The organism is Comamonas sp. DB36, assembly GCF_057914905.1.
The window spans coordinates 468,192-487,752 of sequence record NZ_CP196632.1; the positions used below are offsets into that span (position 1 = coordinate 468,192).

The following is a 19,561-nucleotide window of genomic DNA, read 5'->3' on the forward strand; positions in this document are numbered from 1 at the left end:
ATCCAGCATGCGTTGCGCGAAGGTGTGCAGTCGCTGGCGCAGGAATTCTCCTTGTCATTCTGGTAGCCCACGACAACCATGATCAGACTTCAACTCCAAATCGAGTTGTCCTATACGGTGTTCGCACCGGGAGCCGATTTCTTTTTCTATATCCATGCCGCGCACACCGCCCACCAGGCAGTGTCCGGCGAAAAACTGGTGATCAGCCAGCCAGACGCTTACCGCGAGCTGCAGCAAAGTCCCGATATGGGACAGCGCTGCCTGCGGCTGAGCGCGCTGCCCGGCCCGCTCACCGTGCAATACGGTGCCACGGTGGACATCTCCCACCACACGGCGGACCCGGCGCAGATCGGCGAAGTGCCGGTGCGCCAGCTGCCGCTCGAGGTGCTGCCCTATATCTACCCCAGCCGCTATTGCCAGTCGGACCGGCTGTCGAATTTCGCCATGGGCCAGTTCGGCTATCTGCCGCAAGGCTATGCGCGCGTCCAGGCGATCTGCAACTGGGTGAGCCAGCATGTGACGTTTCGCTCGAACAGCTCCAGCGGCACGACATCGGCGGTGGACACGCTGATCGAACGCGTGGGCGTGTGCCGCGACTTCGCGCATCTGATGATCGCGCTGTGCCGCGCGCTCAATCTGCCGGCGCGCTTTGTCACCGGCACCGACTACGGCGCCGACCCGGCCCTGGGTCCGCCGGACTTCCATGCCTATGTCGAGGTCTACCTGGGCGATCGCTGGTACCAGTTCGATCCTTCGGGCACGGCGATTCCCATGGGCATGATGCGCCTGGCAACGGGACGCGACGCGGCCGACGTGGCGTTTGCGACCATCTTTGGCGGCGTGATGAGCGAGCAGCCGCATATCCATGTGGTGGCGCTCGAAGATGCGGCAGCCGGCTTGCAAATGCCGGTGCACACCTCACTGGCGCTGTCGACGGCCTAGGCGCAGCAGCGCCTGCGGCGCCCAGGTGGCGACACCGACGACGGCAAACGCACAGGCGCTGAGCAGCACCAGCCATAGCAGCGCGCCCATTCCGGGCCCCTGGCTCACGGTGCACAGCGCGAAGGCGGCCAGGGCCAGCAGCAGCGCTGCCATCTTGCATGTGGCCGGACGGGGCGCGGTATCGCCGAGTTTGCTGCGCGTTCCTGCGCTGGCGAAATACAGCAGCGTCCAGCCAGCGAACAGGCACAGCGCGGCCAGCAGTGTATTCATGTCGCCAATCCCCGCGCCTTCAGGCGGCGCGCGGCATAGATCGCGGTGGCGGCCAGCGCCAGCAGCGCCGCATCGACACCCCACACCGCCCAGGGCGTCGTGACCCGCGTGTAGGCATCGGTAGTCACGGCATTGAGCAGCAGCGCCGATGCCGCCAGCGCGGCAATCGCCCAGGCCTGTTCGCGCCAGGCCTGCATTGCGCGGCCCAGGCCATGCGCCAGGGCCAGGCTCCAGAGCACGAAGAACGCCAGCAGCTCGAGTCCGGGCCGGTCCGTCGCGCCCCATTGCGCGTGCTGTGGCAGCAGCCGGTTGGCGCACAGAAAGCCAAGCGTTGCCGCGATCAGTCCCGTGGTGCTGGCCACGGCCAAGGCCTCGACCAGGCGCCAGCGTGCATCCGGCGCCGCGGCCTTGCGCCGCGCCGCCAGCCAGAACACCTGGCCGGTGGCAATCAGCACGCAGCCCGACAAGCCCAAGGCAAAATACAGCCCGCGCAGCAGCGGGTGCTCGAACTGGATGAAATGCAGGCCGGAGAAAAAGCGCTGCACGGCCATCGCGGGCGCGGCCTGGAACTGGTGCAGGAACTGTCCGGTCGCGGCATCGAAATACAGCTGGTCCAGGTTCATCGAGACTTCGCTGGCGTAGGACCGGCGCAGCTCGACATAGCTGTCCGCCAGGCCCGGTTTCCAGACGCGCACGAAGTAGGGCTCGGCGCCAGGGCCCCAGCGCGCGCGCGCCTGATCGGCCATGGCGTCCAGCGAAGCCAGGGGCCGGCCCGGCGCGGCGGGCGCGGCGTTCGGGCGGAAGCGTCCATAGCCTTCGGCCTGTACCGCGGCCTTGGCCTTGGCGCCGCTGCCGTAGACGCCTTGGTGCGCCTGGGGAAAGTAGACCGCCCAGAAGATCACCAGCCCCGACAGCGTGATCAGGAAATGGAAAGGCAGGCCGAGCACGCCCGTGACATTGTGCAGATCGAGGCTGCTGCGCGGCAGGCGCTTGCGCGGGCGGAAGGTGAAGAAATCGGCAAACAGCTTGCGGTGTATGACCACGCCGCTGACCAGCAGCACCAGCATGGCCATGCCGGCCAGCCCCACCAGCCACTTGCCCAGGTCGTTCCAGGAGAGCATCAGGCCGTAGTGGAAGGGAAAGAAAAAGCCGCTGGCGCCCAGCGTGCCCGGATCGGCCATCGGCGCCAATGTCGCGGGGTCGAGGTAGCGCAGTTCGCGCTGCCCGTCCCGGGTCTGCCAGGACAGCCGCAGAACGGGCGTGCGCGGCGTGGCCCAGTCCACGCGCCACTGGCGCGCGCCCGCGGGCACCAGGCTTTGCGCCAGCGGCGCGATCGCGTCCAGCCGCGGCGGGCCGGCGGGCGACGCGAGCCGCGTCGGACCGGCAGGCGACGCGAGCCGCGTCGCGGGCATCATCCAGCGGTCGATCTCGCGATCGAACACGCTGAGCGTTCCCATCCAGAAGACCGCAAACAGCAAGCCGCCCAGCACAATGCCCACCCAGGTGTGGACTGGGCCCAGGCGCTGGCGCCAGGGTTTTGGCGGCGCGGCGCTCATGCCTTCGCTCCCAGCCAGCCCAGCAGTGCGAACACCAGGCAGCCCAGGCCCAGCACCCAGGCCAGGCGCGCGCCGCTGGGGCAGGCCAGGCCCCACAGCAGCACGCCGAGGTAAGCCGGAAAGCCCAGCATGGCCGCGCTCACCACCGCGTCCGAAGGCAGCTGCCCGGCGCGTGCGAGCAGCGCCGCAAGCGCATTGACGGCCAGCGCGACCAGCACATAGCCGCCGCCGGTCGCGACCAGCGCGCGCCAGGCGCCGGCGAGGGCAGGGTGGCGCATCAGAAGTCCAGCGAGTAGCCCACGGTCAGCGTGCGACCGCGTCCCGCGAAATAGCGCAGCGGCTCGACCAGCGCGCTTTGCGAGTAGTAGCTGATGTAGTCGCGGTTGAACACATTCGCCACGGCCAGGCGCAGCGTGCCCTGGGGCAGCTTGTAGTTGAGGCTCGCGTCGACCAGCGTATAGCCCTTGAAGCGCTTGGCCGGGTCGTCGAAATGCCGGCTGATCGCATGCTGCACCTGCACGAAGGACGACAGATTGCCGTTCCATTGCGCGTTCCAGCCGGCAATCACGCGGTCGGGCGCGACGTTGAGGCCGTCCAGGCGCGCGTCCAGGCTGCCGTTGCCGTCGCTGTCATACCGGCCCTTGGTGCGCGCATAGGACAGCTTGGCCTTGTGCGCGCGGTTGATTCGGTAGCCCAGGCTGGTTTCCACGCCTTCGATGCGGTTCTTCTCGCGCGCCAGCATGAAGGCGTCGTTGACGCGCACCACGCGCGTGCCGTAGTCGGAGCTGGAACGGAACCAGCTGGCTTCGGCGTCCCAGTCGCCGCGCTTGTAGCGCGTGCCCAGCTCCACGCTGTGGGTGACGATGGGGCTGAGGCTGCGCATCTCGTCGACGTTCTGGCCCGGCGTGTTGATCGCGCGCAGTACCCGGCCGACATCGGGCATGCCCAGGCCTTCGGAATAACTGCTGTAGATGTTCCAGTGCTCGGTGGGCGAGAACACCAGGCCCGCGTTGTAGAGCGTCTCGTCGAACTTGAGCGTGCCGCCGGCGACCGCGACGCGGTTGTAGCGCGCCAGGGTGCGGTAGCTGTCGATTTCCAGCTCGGCATGCTCCCGGCGCACCCCGGCGTGCAGCGCGAGCTTTTCATGCAGCTGGTAGTCGCCCTGCAGGAACAGCGACAGATTGCGGTAGGTGGACTCGGGCACATAGGTGCGGCCCGTGCCGTAGAGGTCCTGCTTGCCCTTGTCGGCCAGCGTGTCGAAGCCGCCGGTGAGCTTGAGCTTGCTGTCCAGCAGGTCGGACTTGGTCAGCGTGACCTTGCTGCCGAGCTTGGCCGAGGTGGCGCGCGACTGGTCGTAGAGCCGGCCCACGGGCGCGATGGCCGCGTCCTGGAAGGTGGCGGAGTTGTCCGCGCCGAACAGCGCCTCGAAGTCCTGGTGGAAGACCATGGCCGACAGCTCCATGCCGGCCAGGTCGTAGTGGTTGTAGCTGACGCTGGACGTCCAGACATCGTTCCACGGCGCCGTGCCTTCGGGCGTACCGCGCACCGAGGTGGTGGGCAGGCCCGTGGCGCGGTTGCCGGCCACGGCCAGGTAGTTGGCCTCGCCCTTGATGCGGTAGCGGTTCAGCGAGAACTGCAGGCGCTGCTCGTCGTCCAGCCAATAGCCTATCTTGCCCAGCATGTCGTAGCTGCGCGAGTCCATCAGATCGCCCTGGGTGGTGTCGGTGCCAATCGAGCGGCCGCGCGCGTCGCGGTACAGGCCCTGGTCCTCGGCGGCAATCGCAAACAGGTAGTCGAGCTGGTCCTTGCGGCCGCTGACGCGGTAGCTGGTCTTGTAGCCCATGGTCTCGCTGCCGGGGCTGGAGCCGGGCATGGTGGCCTGCACGTCCACATGCTGGTTGAACGCGCCGTTTTCCGGGCGCTTGGTGATGATATTGATCGTGCCGCCGGTCGCGCCCAGGCCGTTGATCGCATTGGCGCCATGCACGACTTCGATGCGCTCGACCATGGCGAAGTCAATGGTGTGCGATTCGCGGCCCGTGGGGCGGATAGGGTTGGACTGGGGCACGCCGTCAATCAGTATCAGCGGCGTGCGTCCGCGCAGCGTCTCGCCGCTGCCGTTCATCTTGCCGCGGCTGGGCGTGTACGAAGGAATCAGATTGCTCAGCACATCCGAGGAATTGGTCGACAGCGCCATCTGGCGTTCGATATCGGCCTGGCCAATGATCTGCACGCTTTGCGGCGCCTTCTGCGCGTCCATGTTGGAGCGCGATGCCTGGACGATCACGGCTTGCAGCGGCTGGTCCTGGCCGGCCTCGGGGACCGGTGCGGCTTCAGGCAAGGCATAGGCCGACTGCGCCGCAGGCGCTGTCGTCGCTGCGGCGACAGCCGCGGGCGTCAGCAGATAGCCGGCGTCCGATTTCTGTATGGCCTGGCCCGTGCCCTTGAGCAGTTGCGCAAATCCGTCCTGCACGCTGTAGCTGCCGTTGAGGCCTTGGGTGCGCAGGCCCGCAACGCGGCCCGCGTCCATGACCAGGGCCACGCCGGCTTGCTGGGCAAAGCGGTTGAGCGCGGGCGCGAGCGGGCCGGCCGCAATGCTGAAGCGCTGGGCCGATGGGCTGCTGGCTGCAGTCTGGGCCTGGGCGGTGGTGGCCAGGCTTGCCAGAGCCAGCGTCAGGGAAAGCGCCAGCGGCGAAAGGCAGCCGCGCGGGCTGGGGCGTTGTCCGTCACGCATGTGAAGAGTCCTTGTTGGTGGTGTTCACAGGCATTGACGGATGAGATCGGGAAAGTGGAACCTCAATGGCAAAATATTTGCACATGGTTTTTCTGCGGGCAGGGCGTTCATCCTTCGACGCGGCCGGCGAGGCAGGCTCAGGACGAACGGTCTACAGAAAGCGGCGCTGCCACTAATCCGTTCGTGGTGAGCCTCCCTGGCCGGGCGCGTCTAACCATGAACGGCCCGTCCTCATGACTTGAGCGCAGGCCGTTCATCCTTCGACAAGCTCAGGACGAACGGGGAGTTGAGGCCTGCTGTTTTTCCTAGTGCGTTGCGCGACCTTGGCTCGCTTACCCCGCTCAGGACGAACGGTCTACAGAAAGCGGCGCTGCCACTAATCCGTTCGTGGTGAGCCTCCCTGGCCGGGCGCGTCTAACCATGAATGCCCTGTCCTCAAGCCAAGTAACGCAACGTTCAGAACCCCACCGGCTGCAAATCCACCCACACCCAGCGCGAAGCCAAGAACCGCATGCGCAATTGAGGAAACGAGCGCTGCAGCAGCCGCAGCGTCTGCGCGGTGTCGTCCAGCGGCAGCACGCCCGAGACGCGGATGTCGGCCAGCGCCGCGCGGTCGAAGCGTATCGGGCCCGGGTGGTGGCGCGCGAGCTGGTCCAGCACTTCGGGCAGGGGCCGGTCCTGCACCACCAGCTCGTGGCGGCGCCAGCCTTGTTCCACGCCTTGCGCGTCCATGTCTTCGACCGCGGCCACGCCTTCGGCACCCAGGCGCAGGCGCTGGCCGGCCTGCACCACCAGGGCTGCATCGCTGCCGCTTTGCCACTGCTGCGGCGTCTGCACCGCCACGCGCGACTCGAGCATTTCCAGCGTCACCTGGCCGTTGTCATAGCTCACGGCAAAACGCGTGCCCAGCGCGCGAATGCGGCCCAGCGGCGTCTGCACATAGAACGGCCGCGCCGCGTCCCTGGCGACTTCGACCAGGATGCTGCCGCGCACCAGCTCCAGCACGCGGCTCTCGTCGCTGACCCGCCAGTTGACCGCGCTCACGCCGCTGAGCGTGAGCTGCGAGCCGTCGCTGAGCCGGCGCTCGCGCCATTGGCCGCTGCTGGCATGCATGTCGCTCCACAGCAGCGCGGGCGGGTGGTTGTGCAGCGTGAGCCAGGCGGGCAGGGCCAGCAGCACGACCAGGGCCAGCGCGCCGCCGACACGCGCCGTAAGGCGGCGGCGGGCGGCTGTCCGCTGCGTGTGCACGGCATCGAGCGCGGCCTGCGCAGCGCGCGCCTCGCCCGGGCCGCTGCCCAGCTGCTGCACCTGGGCGACAAAGGCCTGCAGCCGCGCCGCGGCCTGGGCATGGCGCGGATCCTGTGCCTGCCATTGCGCAAAGCCCTGCTGCGCCTGCCTGCGCTGCGCGGCGTCGTCGCTGCCGAGTTGCACTATCCAGGCCGCGGCCTCTCGCGCGATCTCCGCGCTGCTGGGTACCTCGCCCGACATCTCAGCCTTCGAGCGCCAGATGGCAATGCGTGAGCGCCTGGATCAGGTATTTCTGCACCATCTTGGTCGACACGCCCAGGTGCTGCGCGATCTGCGCCTGGGTCTGGCCTTCGAGATAGCACAGCAAGAACGCCTGGCGCGCCTTGGCCGACAGGCCGGCGAGCGCGGCTTCGATCTGCACCAGCGCCTGCACGGCTTCCAGCAGCTCCTGTGCCGAAGGCGCGCCCTGGTTCGCAGACATCGCCAGCGCGAGTTCCTGCAGATAGGCTTTTTCGATCAGCGCGCGCCGCGCCTGGTCGATCATCAGCCGCTTGGCCGTGGTCACGAGGTAAGCGCGCGGCTCCTGCACTCCCAGCAGGCCATTGCGCGAGGCGAGAATGCGCACAAAGGTGTCCTGGGCGACATCGGCCGCATGGTGGCCGCAGCCCAGCTTGCGGCGCAGCCAGCCGAATAGCCAGCCATGGTGCGCGCTGTAGAGCGCATGCATCTGCTGCTGAAAGGCCGTTTCCACGGCGGCGGGCGGACCTTCCTGTAGGCAATGCACGGTGAATGGATTCAATATATGAGAATGGTTCCCATTCTAATGCGTGCCTGCGCCGACCGCGCACGCGCACCGCAGGCACCGAAGGGCTTTGTGCTCAGGCGCGCTGCAGCAGCGGGTTCTGCGCGAAGAGTTCGGCGGCCCAGTCGACAAAGGCGCGCACCTTGGCGCTCAGATGGCGGTTGGGCGGATAGACCACGTAGACCGGCAGCGCGGGCTGGGGCCAGTCGGGCAGCAGTGCCACCAGCTCGCCGCGTTCCAGATGCGGCTGGGCCTGGAAGGTGGTGATCTGGCCCACGCCCTGGCCGGCAACGATGGCGAACACATAGGCATTGCTTTCGTTCACCGTGAGGTGGGGGTTGTTGGCAATCTCCACGACTTCGCCGTCGCGGTGGAATTCCAGCGGATAGCGGCGCTGCGAGACCGGCGAGAAATAGGTCACGATGCGGTGGCCCGATTCCAGGTCCAGCGGGTGGGCGGGCCTGCCGTGTTTCGCCACATAGCCGGGCGTGGCGACGGTGATGAACTCCAGGTTGCCTATGCGCCGCGCGACCAGCGACTGGTCGCTGAGTTCGCCGCCGCGTATCACGCAGTCGACGTTGTCGCTGATCAGATCGATGGTGCGGTCGCTGACACCCAGATCGATCTGGATGTCGGGGTAGCGCTGCTGGAATTCGGCCAGGCGCGGAATGATCAGCATGCGCGCCACCGAAGTGCCGATGTCTATGCGCAGCCGGCCGCGCGGGTTGGCGCGCGCCTGGGTCATGCTGGCTTCCATGTCGTCGAAATCGGCGAGCAGGCGCACGGCGCGGTCGTAGTAGGCGGCGCCGTCGGTGGTCACGGTGACGCGGCGCGTCGTGCGGTTGAGCAGCTTCACGCGCAGGCGCTCCTCGAGCGCCTGCACATGCTTGGTCACGGTGGCCTTGGGCAGCTGCAGCGAATCGGCTGCATGGGTGAAGGTGCCGGCCTCCACCACACGCGCAAACGTGCGCATGGCTTGTATCTGATCCATGGGCTCTCCTTGGGGCGTGGTGGTCGGTCAGTGGGGTGGCGAATTCTGACATGCGCGCTGCATGGCCATTGTTCAGGATTTGGAAACAGTGCGGCAACGTTTATCGGGTTTATGGGGGAGGCGCGAACGTTTACATTTGTGTCTCCACGGTTCCGCCCGGATCACACCATGACTTCACCTTCGTCAGACCGCCCATCGCCATCGCTCCATACCGACGCCGCCATTGCGCTGGCGTCCGGTGAGGAGGTGGTGGTGCGCACCTATGGCAGCAAGAAGGCCGGTGAGACCCTGCCACTGGTCGTGCATTTCCACGGCGGGGCCTTCATCTCCGGCACGCTGGACAACGGCTGCACCGTGGCCCATCTGCTTGAAGCGGCAGGCGCGCGCGTGGTGTCGGTGGCCTATCCGCTGTCGCCCCAACATCCGTTTCCGCGTCCGCTGGAGATCGGCTTCGAAGTGCTGCAGTGGGCGTTCAAGCACCGCACGCGGCTTGCAGGCAAGGGCGCCCAGGTCTACCTGGCGGGCGAGGAGGCCGGTGGCAATCTGGCGGCCGGCGTATGCATGATGGCGCGCGATCAGCGCCATCCGCCGCTGGCCGGACAGATCCTGCTGTCTCCCATGCTCGACCCCTGCGTGGGCACGCCTTCGCTGCGCGCCGCCACGGGCACGGCGACCGACTGCAAATGGGCCAGAGGCTGGCTGCAGTTCCTGCGCTCGGCCTGCGATGCGGTCCACCCCTATGCCGTGCCCAGCACCGCCCATCGGCTGGCCGGCCTGCCGCCCACCTTGATGCTGGTCGGCCAGGACGATCCCATGCGCGACGAAGCCCTGGCCTATGCGGCCCGGCTCGAAGCCGCGGGCCTGGCCGTGACGCGCCATGTGTTCGACAAGGCCCAGCAGTGGCCCGATGCGCTGCTCATTCCCGATCCCCGGCCATGCCCTTGTGCACAGGAAGTGCAGGACCAGTTCCAGCAGTTCTTCAGCACCACCCGATGTCGGCCGCCCGACCCGGCCTGATTCACTCTGAGCTCCTGACGCCTGCTGCCTGACAGCTGCGTGCCCTGGCCGACGCCGGGACGCGCTGGCGCAGCCGTTGCCGCACGGCCGCCCCCGATTTTCCTTTTGTTGTCCGACCTTTGCGCCGGAAGGGAGCGTTGCGCCCGCAAAACGCCGACTTCCAGCTTTCACCACCTTTCAAGACCAAGACCGACCATGAAGCAACAATTCTTCTCCTCCCTGCCCCAGCGCTGGCGCACCGCGGCGATTGCCGCCGCCGCGATTGCCGTCGTCGGCGGCGCGGCCTTCGGCCTGCAGGCTTCGGCCCAGGCTCCGGCAGAGCCCGCCGCGCCGCCAGCGATTCCCGTGTCCGTCGCCCAGGTGGTGCAGCAGGACGTCGCGCTGTGGGATGAATTCTCCGGCCGCCTCGAAGCCGTGCAGCGCGTGGACATCCGCCCGCGCGTCGCCGGCGCCGTGCAGGCCGTGCATTTCCGCGAAGGCGCGCTGATCAAGCAGGGCGACCTGCTGTTCACGCTGGACGCCGCGCCGTTCAACGCCGAGGTCGATCGCGCCCAGGCCCAGGTGGTCGCGGCCCAGGCCCGGCTGTCGTATACCCACAGCGAAATGGAGCGCTCCACCCGCCTGTGGGAAGAGCGCGCGATTGCCCAGCGCGAACACGACGAGCGCGTCAACGCCCAGCGCGAGGCCGACGCCAACCTGCGTGCCGTCCAGGCCGCGCTGCAGACCGCGCGCCTGAATCTGGGTTACACCCAGGTGCGCGCCCCGATTGCCGGGCGCGTGGGCCGCATCGAAGTCACGGTCGGCAACCTCGTGGCCTCGGGCGCGGGCGCGCCGGTGCTGACCACCATGGTCTCGGTCAGCCCGATCTACGCGAGCTTCGACAGCGACGAGCAGGTGGTGGTGCGCGCGCTGGGCAGCGAGAACGCTCGCGCGCGCCTGGAGCGCATTCCCGTGCAGATGGGCACGGGCACGGCCGGCGGCACGCCGCATGCCGGCCATCTGCAGCTGATCGACAACCAGGTCGATGCGCAAAGCGGCACGGTGCGCGTGCGCGCGGTGTTCGAGAACCAGGACGGCGCGCTGATGCCCGGCCAGTTCGCGCGCATCCGCATGGGCCAGTCCGGCGCCACCTCCGCGGTGCTGGTCAACGAGCGCGCGGTCGGCACCGACCAGAGCAAGAAATACGTGATGGTTGTCGGCGCCGGTGAAGTCGCCGAGTACCGCGAAGTGCAGCTGGGCGCGCCGGTCAACGGCCTGCGCATCGTCACTTCGGGCCTCAAGGCCGGCGAGCGCATTGTCGTCAACGGCCTGCAGCGCGTGCGCCCCGGCGCGCGCATCGAGGCCCAGGACGTGCCCATGGCGAACAAGCCAGAAATCGCGGCCAAGGACGCGAAACAGCCCGCCGCCTGAGCGAGCTGACTGAAAAGAACAATATATGAACCTCTCCCGCTTTTTCATTGACCGCCCGATCTTTGCCGGGGTGCTGTCGGTGCTGATCTTCCTGGCCGGCCTGATCGCCTTGCGCGCGCTGCCGATCTCGGAGTATCCCGACGTCGCTCCGCCCTCGGTCGTGGTGCGCGCCCAGTATCCTGGCGCCAATCCCAAGGTGATCGCCGAAACCGTGGCCACGCCGCTGGAGGAATCGATCAACGGCGTCGAAGGCATGCTCTACATGGGCAGCCAGGCGACGACCGACGGCGTGATGACGCTCACGGTGACTTTTGCGCTGGGCACCGACCCCGACAAGGCCCAGCAGCTGGTGCAAAACCGCGTCTCGCAGGCCGAGCCGCGCCTGCCCGAGGAAGTGCGCCGCCTGGGCATCACCACCATCAAGAGCGCGCCCGACCTGACCATGGTCGTGCACATGGTCTCGCCCAATGACCGCTACGACATCGACTACCTGCGCAACTACGCGGTGCTCAACGTCAAGGACCGACTGGCGCGCATCCAGGGCGTGGGCCAGGTGCAGATTTTCGGCGGCGGCGACTACGCCATGCGCGCCTGGCTCGACCCGCAGAAGGTCGCCCAGCGCGGCCTGTCGGCGGCCGACGTCGTGGCCGCGATCCGCGGCCAGAACGTGCAGGCCGCGGCCGGCGTGGTCGGCGCTTCGCCCGGCCTGCCCGGCGTCGACATGCAACTGTCGATCAACGCCCAGGGGCGTCTGCAGACCGAAGAAGAGTTCGGCGACATCATCGTCAAGTCGGGCGCCGACGGCGCGGTGACGCGGCTGCGCGATGTCGCGCGCCTGGAGCTGGGTGCGGCCGACTACGCGCTGCGCTCGCTGCTCAACAACGAGCCCGCCGTGGGCATGGGCGTGTTCCAGGCCCCGGGCTCGAACGCGCTTGACATCTCGGCCAATGTGCGCGCCACCATGGCCGAGCTGCAGAAGAACATGCCCGAAGGCGTGGAGTTCCGCATCGCCTACGACCCCACGCAGTTCGTGCGCGCCTCGATCAAGTCCGTGATCACCACGCTGCTTGAAGCCGTGGCGCTGGTGGTGCTGGTCGTGGTGCTGTTCCTGCAGACCTGGCGCGCGTCCATCATTCCGCTGCTGGCCGTGCCGGTCTCGGTGGTGGGCACGTTTGCCGTGCTGCACCTGCTGGGCTTCTCGATCAACGCGCTGAGCCTGTTCGGGCTGGTGCTGGCCATCGGTATCGTCGTTGATGACGCCATCGTGGTGGTGGAGAACGTGGAGCGCAACATCGAGATGGGGCTGTCGCCGCGCGAAGCCACGTATCGCGCGATGCGCGAAGTCTCGGGGCCCATCATCGCGATTGCGCTGGTGCTGGTCGCGGTGTTCGTGCCGCTGGCCTTCATCAGCGGGCTCACCGGCCAGTTCTACCGCCAGTTCGCGGTGACCATCGCGATCTCCACCGTGATCTCGGCGATCAACTCGCTGACGCTGGCGCCCGCGCTCAGCGCACTGCTGCTCAAGGGCCATGACGCGCCCAAGGATGCGCTGACGCGCGGCATGGATCGCGTGCTGGGCGGCTTTTTCCGCCGCTTCAACCGCCTGTTCCAGCGCGGCTCCGACGCCTACAGCGGCGGCGTGCAGCGCGTGATCGGCCGCAAGGCGCTGATGCTGGTCATCTACCTGGCGCTGGTCGGCGCGACCTGGGGCCTGTTCAAGATCGTTCCCGGCGGCTTCGTTCCCGCCCAGGACAAGCAGTATCTGGTGGGCTTTGCCCAGCTGCCCGACGGCGCGACGCTGGACCGCACCGACGAAGTGATTCGCCGCATGGGCGAGATCGTCAAGCAGAACCCCAACGTCGAGGACGCGCTGGCCTTCACCGGCCTGTCGATCAACGGCTTCACCAACAGCTCGAATTCGGGCGTGGTGTTCGTCACGCTCAAGCCGTTTGCCGAGCGCACCCGGGCCGACCAGAGCGGCGCGGCCGTGGCCGGCCAGCTCAACCAGGCGTTCGGCGGCATCCAGGAAGCCTTCATCGCGCTGTTCCCGCCGCCACCCGTGGCCGGCCTGGGAACGACCGGCGGCTTCAAGCTGCAGATCGAGGACCGCGCATCGCTGGGCTATGACGCCATGGACGCGGCCGTCAAGGCCTTCATGGCCAAGGCCTACCAGACGCCCGAACTTGCGGGACTGTTCACCAGCTGGCAGGTCAACGTGCCGCAGCTGTACGCCAACATCGACCGCACCAAGGCGCGCCAGCTGGGCGTTCCCGTCACCGACATCTTCGAGACGCTGCAGATCTATCTGGGCAGCCTGTACGCCAACGACTTCAACCAGTTCGGCCGGACCTACAGCGTGCGCGTGCAGGCCGACGCCGCCTACCGCGCGCGCGCCGAGGACGTGGGCCTGCTGCAGGTGCGCTCGACGACCGGCCAGATGGTGCCGCTGTCGGCGCTGATGAAGCTCGAGCCCAGCTTCGGTCCCGAGCGTGCGATGCGCTACAACGGCTTCCTGTCGGCCGATGTGAGCGGCGGGCCCGCGCCCGGCTTCTCGTCGGGCCAGGCCCAGGCGGCAATCGAGCGCGTGGCAGCCGAAACCCTGCCCCAGGGCATTGGCTTTGAGTGGACCGAGCTGACCTACCAGGAAATCCTGGCCGGCAATTCCGCGCTGCTGGTGTTTCCGCTGGCCATCCTGCTGGTGTTCCTGGTGCTGGCCGCGCAGTATGAAAGCCTCACGCTGCCCATTGCCATCATCCTGATCGTTCCCATGGGCCTGCTCGCGGCAATGACCGGTGTCTGGCTCAGCGGCGGCGACAACAACGTGTTCACGCAGATCGGGCTGATCGTGCTGGTCGGGCTGTCGGCGAAGAACGCCATCCTGATCGTGGAATTCGCGCGCGAGCTGGAGTTTGCCGGGCGCACGCCCATACAGGCCGCGATCGAGGCCAGCCGCCTGCGGCTGCGCCCCATTCTGATGACCTCGCTGGCTTTCGTCATGGGCGTGCTGCCCCTGGTGCTGGCCACGGGCGCAGGCGCCGAGATGCGCAGCGCCATGGGCGTGGCGGTGTTCTTCGGAATGATTGGCGTGACGGCCTTCGGCCTGTTCCTGACGCCGGTGTTCTATGTGGTGCTGCGCCGCATGGCGGGCAACCGGCCGCTGCTGCAGCACCCCAGCCCGGACGCTCCTGCCGCAGCTTCGGCTGCGCATGGTTCCGGCGCCGTGGCCCATCCCGTGCTGGCCGCGCCGCGCGCTCATGATGAATAAGAAGAGGAGTCACTCCATGAAAACCATTGCCTTGTTGACGCGACAACCCCTGGCGCGCCTGGCGCCGCTGTTTGCCGCGCTGGTGCTGGCCGGCTGCGCCAGCGCCTTGCCGCCCCCGGCCGAGCATGCAGGCATCGACCTGCCGACCACGTTCAGCAGCGCCGAAGGCGGCGAAGCGCCGGTCGGCACGGCGTCGGCCGTCCCCGCCGAATCCCAGCCGCGCGGCGCCTGGTGGCTGGCATTTGCCGACCCGCAACTGAGCGCACTGGTAGAGCGCGCGGGCGACGCCAACACCGATATCCAGGCCGCGGCCGCGCGCCTGGCCGAAGCGCGCTCGCTGCTGCGCTCGGCCGACGCCCAGCGCCTGCCGCAGATCGGCGCCTCGGCGGGCGTGGCGCGCCAGGCCGGCCTGCAGTCCACGGGCAGCAGCGCGCCGGCCACGGTGGGCACGGCGGGACTGAACCTGTCGTATGAAGTCGATCTGTTCGGCAAGCTGTCGCAGACCAGCGCCGCCGCGCTGCAGGACACGCAGGCGCGCGCCGCGCTGCTGCAGAGCACGCGGCTGATGGTCCAGGCCGATGTCGCCCAGACCTATCTGCAACTGCGCTCGGTGCAGACCGAGCGCGCGCTGGTGGTGCAAAGCCTGGACATCTACCGCGACAGCCTGCGGCTGACGACGCGGCGCTTCCAGGCCGGCGACGCGGCCGAGCTCGACGTGGCGCGCATGCAGACCGAAGTCTCGGCCACCGAGTTCGAAGTGCTGGCGCTCGAGCGCCAGCAGGCGCTGCTGGTGCATGCGCTGGCGGTGCTGACCGGCGAAGTCGCGGGCCGCTTCACGCTGGCCGACAGCCAGGCCCAGGCGACGCTGCCGGTGATTCCGGCCGGCGTGCCGGCCACGGTGCTGGCGCGCCGCCCCGATGTCTCGGCCGCCCAGGCCAATGTGCAGGCCGCGCTGGCGCGCGTGGGCGTGGCCCAGACCGCGTGGTTTCCCTCGATCATGCTGACCGCCAACGGCGGCTATGCCTCGCCCGAACTGGGCGACCTGCTGCGCTGGTCGGCGCGCTCCTGGGGCCTGAACGCCCTGCTGTCGCTGCCCATCTTCGACGGCGGCCAGCGCGCGGCGCAGGAAGAGGGCGCCAAGGCCAGGCTGGAAGCGGCCGTTGCCGCGCAGCGCGGCCAGGTGCTCACGGCGTTTCGCGATGTCGAGGACCAGCTGAGCACGCTGCGTCTGCTGGCGGGCCAGTCCGAAGTGCTGGCCCAGGCCGTGCAGTCGGCCGAGCGCGCCAGCCACCTGTCGGACGTGCGCTACCGCAACGGCTATGTGAGCCAGCTTGAACTGCTGGATGCGCGCCGCAACGCGCTGCGCCAGCGGCGCAATGCACTGCAGGTCAGCACCGCGCAGTACACCACGACGGTGATGCTGATTCGCGCCATTGGCGGGAGCTGGGAGCAGGGGGCGGTCTAGAGAAGGGCCCTTGGGTTCGGGCGGATTGTTGGATGAGGGCTATCCTTTCGCAGGTTCGTCCTGAGCGGGGGTAAGCAAGCCGAGGTCTCGCAAGGCGTTTTAAAGAAACAGCGGGCGTCACCCCCCGTTCGTCCTGAGCTTGTCGAAGGATGAACGGCCTGCGCTCAAGGCATGAGGACGGCCCGTTCATGGTGCGACGCGCCCTGCCAGGGAGGCTCACCACGAACGGTTTTAACCCGTTCGCCCTGAGCCTGCCTCGCCGGCCGCGCCGAAGGAGGAACGGCCTGACCTCAAGCAGCGCCATGGAAACGCCCTTCGGCAAGCTCGGGGCGAACGCCCCTGTGCCCCTCAATTCACCGTCGCCCCCGACGTGGCGACGATCTTCTTCCACTTCTGCGCCTCCTCGTCCATGAAGACGCGGAACTCGGCCGGACTGTTGGCTACGATTTCGGCGCCCAGGTCGATCAGCTTGGCCTGCATGTCGGGCTGGGCAATGACGGCCTTGATGTCCTGGCTGATGCGCTCGCCCAGCGGCGCGGCAATGCGCGCCGGTGCCAGCACGCCAAACCAGGTAGCGGCCTCGAACTTGTCGAGGCCGGCTTCGGCAAACGTCGGAATATGGGGCACCTTCTGCACGCGCTTGTCGTTGGCCAGCGCGATCGCGCGCAGCTTGCCCGAGGCGATGTAGGGCAGCACCACGGTGAGCGTCGCATACATGGCGTCCACGCTGCCGCCCAGCAGGTCGGTGATCGCGGGCGCGTCGCCGCGGTAGGGCACATGCGTGGTCCTGGCCTGCACGGCGGTGTTGAACATCTCGCCCGCGAGATGCTGGGCCGTGCCGTTGCCCGGCGAAGCAAACGACAGCGCGCTCTGTTCCTTCTTCGCCAGCGCGATGAACTCCTGGAGATTGGTGGCTGCCAGGCCGGGGCGCACCACCAGCACCAGCGGCACTTTGGCGACCAGCGAGATCGGCGAGAAGTCCTTGACCGGATCGAAGTCGAGCTTGCTGTAGATGCTGCCCGCAATGGTGTGGGCCGAAGTGGTCATGTAGAGCGTCTGGCCGTCGGCGGACATGCGCGCGAGCTGGCTTGCGGCCAGCGTGGTGCCGGCGCCGGGCTTGTTCTCTATGACCACGGGCTGGCCCCATTTGGCACCCAGCTTGTCGCCCAGCGTGCGCGCGATGATGTCGGTCGCGCCGCCCGCGGCGTAGGGCACGACCATCTTGACCGGGCCCTTGGGGTAGCCGGCCTGGGCCCAGGCCATTGCCGGGGCAAGCAGGGCGCCGGCCACACAGGCGGCGGTGAAGGTTCTGCGGGAAGTCATGGTGTTGTCTCCTTGGTTTTATGAATATCAGTGCTTGCCCGCGATCAGCTCGCTGATCACCGGGTGGTACTGGTCGCCGACGCCGGCCTCGATCGCCTGGTCGAACCACTGGCCTACCAACTGCGCGCCTTTCGCGGGTACGCCATGCTCCTGCGCGAGTTCCAGCGCGTAAAGCAGGTCCTTGCGCGCATAGCGCACCGAAAAGGTTCTTTCGGGAAAGGACTCGGGCAGCACGGCTTTCATGCCGTGGTTGCGCAGCGCGAAGCTGTCGGCCGAGCCCTTGGACAGCGTCTCGAACAGCACGCCGGCATCGACGCCGGCGCGCACCCCTATGGCCTTGGCTTCGCTGATCGCGACCACAGTCTCGAACAGCACCATGTTGTTGAGGATCTTGAGCACCTGGCCGCAGCCCACGGGGCCGCACAGCGCGATGTCGGAGGCAAAGGTGGCGATCAGCGGCTGCACGCGCGCGAAATCTTCCGGCGTGCCGCCGACCATCACGGCCAGCGTTCCGGCTTCGGCCGCGGCGCGGGTGCGCGCCACGGGAGCGTCCATGAAGCTCACGCCCAGGGCCGCGAAGTCGCGCGCGAGTTCGCGCGTGGTCGATACCGGCGAGGTGCTCAGGTCGATGATGGTCTGGCCGCTGCGCGCCAGAGCCAGCAGGCCTTGTGGCTGGCGGCACAGGCGCTCGACGATCTCACCCGAAGGCAGCGACAGGAAAACCGTGTCGCATTCGCGCATTATTTCCTCCAGCGCCGCGGACTGCACGCCCTCGGCGCGCAGGCGCGCCAGCGGCGTCGGGTCCAGGTCGGACGCCAGGATCTGGCGGCCCGACTTGCGCGCCAGATTGCGGCACATGGGCTCGCCCATCACGCCCAGGCCGATGAAACCCAGTTTGTTCTCAGTGGTCATGGTCATTGCTCGTTCTCACATTCCAAAAAAGATGCCCTTGGCCTGCTGGTACAGGCGCAGCCCCTGTATGCCTTTTTCGCGGCCTATGCCGCTGTCCTTGAAACCGCCAAACGGCGTGGCAATCGACAGCTGCTTGTAGGTGTTGATCCAGACCGTGCCGGCTTCCAGGGCGCGCGCCACGCGCCAGGCGCGCGGGTAGCTGCCGGTCCAGATGCCCGAGGCCAGGCCGAACACCGAGGCATTGGCCTGTTCGATCAGATCGGCCTCGTCGTCAAACGGCATCAGGCACAGCACCGGCCCGAAGATCTCCTGCTGGGCGATGGCATCGCTGTTGCGCATTCCGGTCAGGATCGTCGGCAGATAGAACGCCCCCGCGGCCAGCGCCGGGTCCTGCGGCACGCCGGCGCCGCATTCGGCGCGCGCGCCGTCGGCAATGGCCTGGGCCACCATGGACGCGACCTTGTCGCGGTGGGCAAAGCTGGCCATGGGGCCCATCTGGGCACCGGCCTGGTCGGGCAGCTTCACCGCGATGGCGCGCGCACGCGCCACGAGCTTGCGCAGTACCTGGTCATAGACGCCGCGCTGCACGAAGGCGCGCGAGCCCGCGACGCAGGACTGGCCGCTGCCTTCGAAAATCCCCCCCGCAATGCTTTCCACCGCGAGATCGAGGTCGGCGTCGTCAAACACGATGTGCGGCGACTTGCCGCCCAGCTCCAGCGCCACCGGCATCAGCTTGGCAGCGGCCACCTGGGCAATGCGCCGGCCGCTTTCGGTGCCGCCGGTGAACGACACCAGCCGCACCTGCGGATGCGCGACCAGCGCCGCGCCGACTTCATGGCCCCAGCCGGGCAAGACGTTGAGGATGCCCGGCGGCAGGCCGGCCTCGAGTGCAATCCTGCCCAGCAGCAGCCCGGTCGAAGGCGTGACTTCCGAAGGCTTGAGAATCACTGCATTGCCCGCGGCCAGCGCTGGCGCGATCTTCTGCGCCTCCATGGTCATGGGCGAATTCCAGGGCGTGATCGCCACCACCACGCCATAGGGCTCGTAGACAGCCAGCGACAGGTAGTTGCCGCGCGCCGGCGTGACCTCCGAGCACAGCGTCTCACAGACCCCCGCGTAGTAGCGGAACGTCGCGGCCGCGCTCCTGACCTGGGCCTGGCACTCTTTCCAGACCTTGCCGTTTTCCAGCATCTGCAGGCGCGACATCTCCTCGCTGTGCGCCTCCATGCCTTCGGCAATCCGGTACAGGATGCGCGCGCGCTCGGCGGGCAGCATGTTGCGCCAGCCGGGCTGCCTGCAGGCCCGGTGCGCGGACGCGACGGCGTGGTCAGCGAACTGCGCTCCGGCTGCCGCGACTTCATGGTTGAGCTGGCCGGTCGCGGGATTGGTCGAGAACAGCCGCTCGACGCCGGGCTCGCCGGCCATCCACTGACCGTCGATCAGCAGTTTCTTGATTTCCATCATTGTTCCACTCCACAGAATTTGCAGCGGATTCTATGGCGTAGATGTTCTGCAAATTGCAGTATTAAGGGTATGCACCAAGCTTGATGGTTCTGTTGTGCAGAATTCCTTTCATGAAGTTATTGAACTTCAAGGTGGTGCGTGCCGAATCCGTCACAATCGCCG

At 67.8% G+C, this 19,561-nt stretch carries 15 protein-coding genes; 5 read left to right on the forward strand and 10 right to left on the reverse strand.

Annotation, left to right across the window (positions count from 1 at the left end; translation table 11 throughout):
- Positions 1-78 precede the first annotated feature (78 nt).
- Entirely contained in the window at positions 79-942 is an 864-nt protein-coding gene (locus tag ACSVDO_RS23160) for a transglutaminase-like domain-containing protein (protein ID WP_332547524.1), read from the forward strand.
- On the opposite strand, the gene ACSVDO_RS23165 is transcribed toward ACSVDO_RS23160, so the two are convergent.
- The 7 genes from ACSVDO_RS23165 to ACSVDO_RS23195 all read right to left on the reverse strand — a co-directional run bounded on the left by ACSVDO_RS23165 (position 919) and on the right by ACSVDO_RS23195 (position 8,543).
- Positions 919-1,212 (reverse strand): DUF3325 family protein, encoded by a 294-nt coding sequence (locus ACSVDO_RS23165; RefSeq protein WP_489596590.1) that lies wholly within the window; start codon positions 1,210-1,212, stop codon positions 919-921. The two genes, ACSVDO_RS23160 and ACSVDO_RS23165, sit on opposite strands and share 24 nt — an antisense overlap.
- Positions 1,209-2,768: a PepSY-associated TM helix domain-containing protein gene (locus ACSVDO_RS23170; protein WP_489596592.1), complete on the reverse strand. Its 1,560-nt coding sequence runs from the start codon at positions 2,766-2,768 to the stop codon at positions 1,209-1,211. Before ACSVDO_RS23170 ends, ACSVDO_RS23165 begins: the two co-directional genes overlap by 4 nt.
- Positions 2,765-3,046 (reverse strand): hypothetical protein, encoded by a 282-nt coding sequence (locus tag ACSVDO_RS23175; protein ID WP_332537929.1) that lies wholly within the window; start codon positions 3,044-3,046, stop codon positions 2,765-2,767. Before ACSVDO_RS23175 ends, ACSVDO_RS23170 begins: the two co-directional genes overlap by 4 nt.
- Positions 3,046-5,502 carry a TonB-dependent receptor gene (locus ACSVDO_RS23180; protein WP_489596594.1) on the reverse strand — a complete coding sequence of 819 codons (2,457 nt, stop codon included), beginning with the start codon at positions 5,500-5,502 and terminating at the stop codon, positions 3,046-3,048. The genes ACSVDO_RS23175 and ACSVDO_RS23180 overlap by 1 nt, the downstream gene beginning before the upstream one ends.
- Positions 5,503-5,958: 456 nt before the next feature.
- Positions 5,959-6,990, reverse strand: a complete 1,032-nt coding sequence (locus tag ACSVDO_RS23185) for a FecR family protein (protein ID WP_489596595.1) — start codon at positions 6,988-6,990, stop codon at positions 5,959-5,961.
- Position 6,991: 1 nt separating this feature from the next.
- Positions 6,992-7,477: a sigma-70 family RNA polymerase sigma factor gene (locus ACSVDO_RS23190; RefSeq protein WP_489597391.1), complete on the reverse strand. Its 486-nt coding sequence runs from the start codon at positions 7,475-7,477 to the stop codon at positions 6,992-6,994.
- Between the two features lie 151 nt (positions 7,478-7,628).
- Positions 7,629-8,543: a LysR family transcriptional regulator gene (locus ACSVDO_RS23195; protein WP_332539441.1), complete on the reverse strand. Its 915-nt coding sequence runs from the start codon at positions 8,541-8,543 to the stop codon at positions 7,629-7,631.
- Between the two features lie 168 nt (positions 8,544-8,711).
- On the opposite strand from ACSVDO_RS23195, the gene ACSVDO_RS23200 reads away from it, so the two are divergent.
- The 4 genes from ACSVDO_RS23200 to ACSVDO_RS23215 all read left to right on the forward strand — a co-directional run bounded on the left by ACSVDO_RS23200 (position 8,712) and on the right by ACSVDO_RS23215 (position 15,700).
- Positions 8,712-9,560, forward strand: a complete 849-nt coding sequence (locus tag ACSVDO_RS23200; protein ID WP_489596597.1) for an alpha/beta hydrolase — start codon at positions 8,712-8,714, stop codon at positions 9,558-9,560.
- Between the two features lie 195 nt (positions 9,561-9,755).
- Positions 9,756-10,970: an efflux RND transporter periplasmic adaptor subunit gene (locus tag ACSVDO_RS23205; RefSeq protein ID WP_489596599.1), complete on the forward strand. Its 1,215-nt coding sequence runs from the start codon at positions 9,756-9,758 to the stop codon at positions 10,968-10,970.
- Between the two features lie 25 nt (positions 10,971-10,995).
- Complete coding sequence (locus ACSVDO_RS23210) at positions 10,996-14,235, forward strand: efflux RND transporter permease subunit (RefSeq protein ID WP_332539446.1); 3,240 nt, start codon at positions 10,996-10,998, stop codon at positions 14,233-14,235.
- Positions 14,236-14,251: 16 nt separating this feature from the next.
- A complete protein-coding gene (locus ACSVDO_RS23215; RefSeq protein ID WP_489596601.1) occupies positions 14,252-15,700 on the forward strand; it encodes an efflux transporter outer membrane subunit in 1,449 nt (482 codons plus the stop codon).
- Positions 15,701-16,048: 348 nt separating this feature from the next.
- On the opposite strand, the gene ACSVDO_RS23220 is transcribed toward ACSVDO_RS23215, so the two are convergent.
- From ACSVDO_RS23220 to ACSVDO_RS23230, 3 genes are read right to left on the reverse strand one after another with little or no spacing between them, the layout of a single operon-like run.
- Positions 16,049-17,023 (reverse strand): tripartite tricarboxylate transporter substrate binding protein, encoded by a 975-nt coding sequence (locus tag ACSVDO_RS23220; protein ID WP_489596603.1) that lies wholly within the window; start codon positions 17,021-17,023, stop codon positions 16,049-16,051.
- A gap of 27 nt (positions 17,024-17,050) precedes the next feature.
- The gene (locus ACSVDO_RS23225) at positions 17,051-17,941 is read right to left on the reverse strand and encodes an NAD(P)-dependent oxidoreductase (RefSeq protein WP_489596605.1); all 891 of its coding nucleotides are present in this window, start codon (positions 17,939-17,941) and stop codon (positions 17,051-17,053) included.
- Positions 17,942-17,950: 9 nt separating this feature from the next.
- Positions 17,951-19,399, reverse strand: coding sequence for an aldehyde dehydrogenase (locus ACSVDO_RS23230; protein WP_489596607.1), 1,449 nt, complete (start codon positions 19,397-19,399; stop codon positions 17,951-17,953).
- Positions 19,400-19,561 lie beyond the last annotated feature (162 nt).

Coding starts and splice junctions, on each gene's coding strand:
- ACSVDO_RS23160 (WP_332547524.1), top strand. CDS start 79: ATGATCAGACTTCAACTCCAAATCGAGTTGTCCTATACGGTGTTCGCA.
- ACSVDO_RS23165 (WP_489596590.1), bottom strand. CDS start 1,212: ATGAATACACTGCTGGCCGCGCTGTGCCTGTTCGCTGGCTGGACGCTG.
- ACSVDO_RS23170 (WP_489596592.1), bottom strand. CDS start 2,768: ATGAGCGCCGCGCCGCCAAAACCCTGGCGCCAGCGCCTGGGCCCAGTC.
- ACSVDO_RS23175 (WP_332537929.1), bottom strand. CDS start 3,046: ATGCGCCACCCTGCCCTCGCCGGCGCCTGGCGCGCGCTGGTCGCGACC.
- ACSVDO_RS23180 (WP_489596594.1), bottom strand. CDS start 5,502: ATGCGTGACGGACAACGCCCCAGCCCGCGCGGCTGCCTTTCGCCGCTG.
- ACSVDO_RS23185 (WP_489596595.1), bottom strand. CDS start 6,990: ATGTCGGGCGAGGTACCCAGCAGCGCGGAGATCGCGCGAGAGGCCGCG.
- ACSVDO_RS23190 (WP_489597391.1), bottom strand. CDS start 7,477: ATGCATGCGCTCTACAGCGCGCACCATGGCTGGCTATTCGGCTGGCTG.
- ACSVDO_RS23195 (WP_332539441.1), bottom strand. CDS start 8,543: ATGGATCAGATACAAGCCATGCGCACGTTTGCGCGTGTGGTGGAGGCC.
- ACSVDO_RS23200 (WP_489596597.1), top strand. CDS start 8,712: ATGACTTCACCTTCGTCAGACCGCCCATCGCCATCGCTCCATACCGAC.
- ACSVDO_RS23205 (WP_489596599.1), top strand. CDS start 9,756: ATGAAGCAACAATTCTTCTCCTCCCTGCCCCAGCGCTGGCGCACCGCG.
- ACSVDO_RS23210 (WP_332539446.1), top strand. CDS start 10,996: ATGAACCTCTCCCGCTTTTTCATTGACCGCCCGATCTTTGCCGGGGTG.
- ACSVDO_RS23215 (WP_489596601.1), top strand. CDS start 14,252: ATGAAAACCATTGCCTTGTTGACGCGACAACCCCTGGCGCGCCTGGCG.
- ACSVDO_RS23220 (WP_489596603.1), bottom strand. CDS start 17,023: ATGACTTCCCGCAGAACCTTCACCGCCGCCTGTGTGGCCGGCGCCCTG.
- ACSVDO_RS23225 (WP_489596605.1), bottom strand. CDS start 17,941: ATGACCATGACCACTGAGAACAAACTGGGTTTCATCGGCCTGGGCGTG.
- ACSVDO_RS23230 (WP_489596607.1), bottom strand. CDS start 19,399: ATGATGGAAATCAAGAAACTGCTGATCGACGGTCAGTGGATGGCCGGC.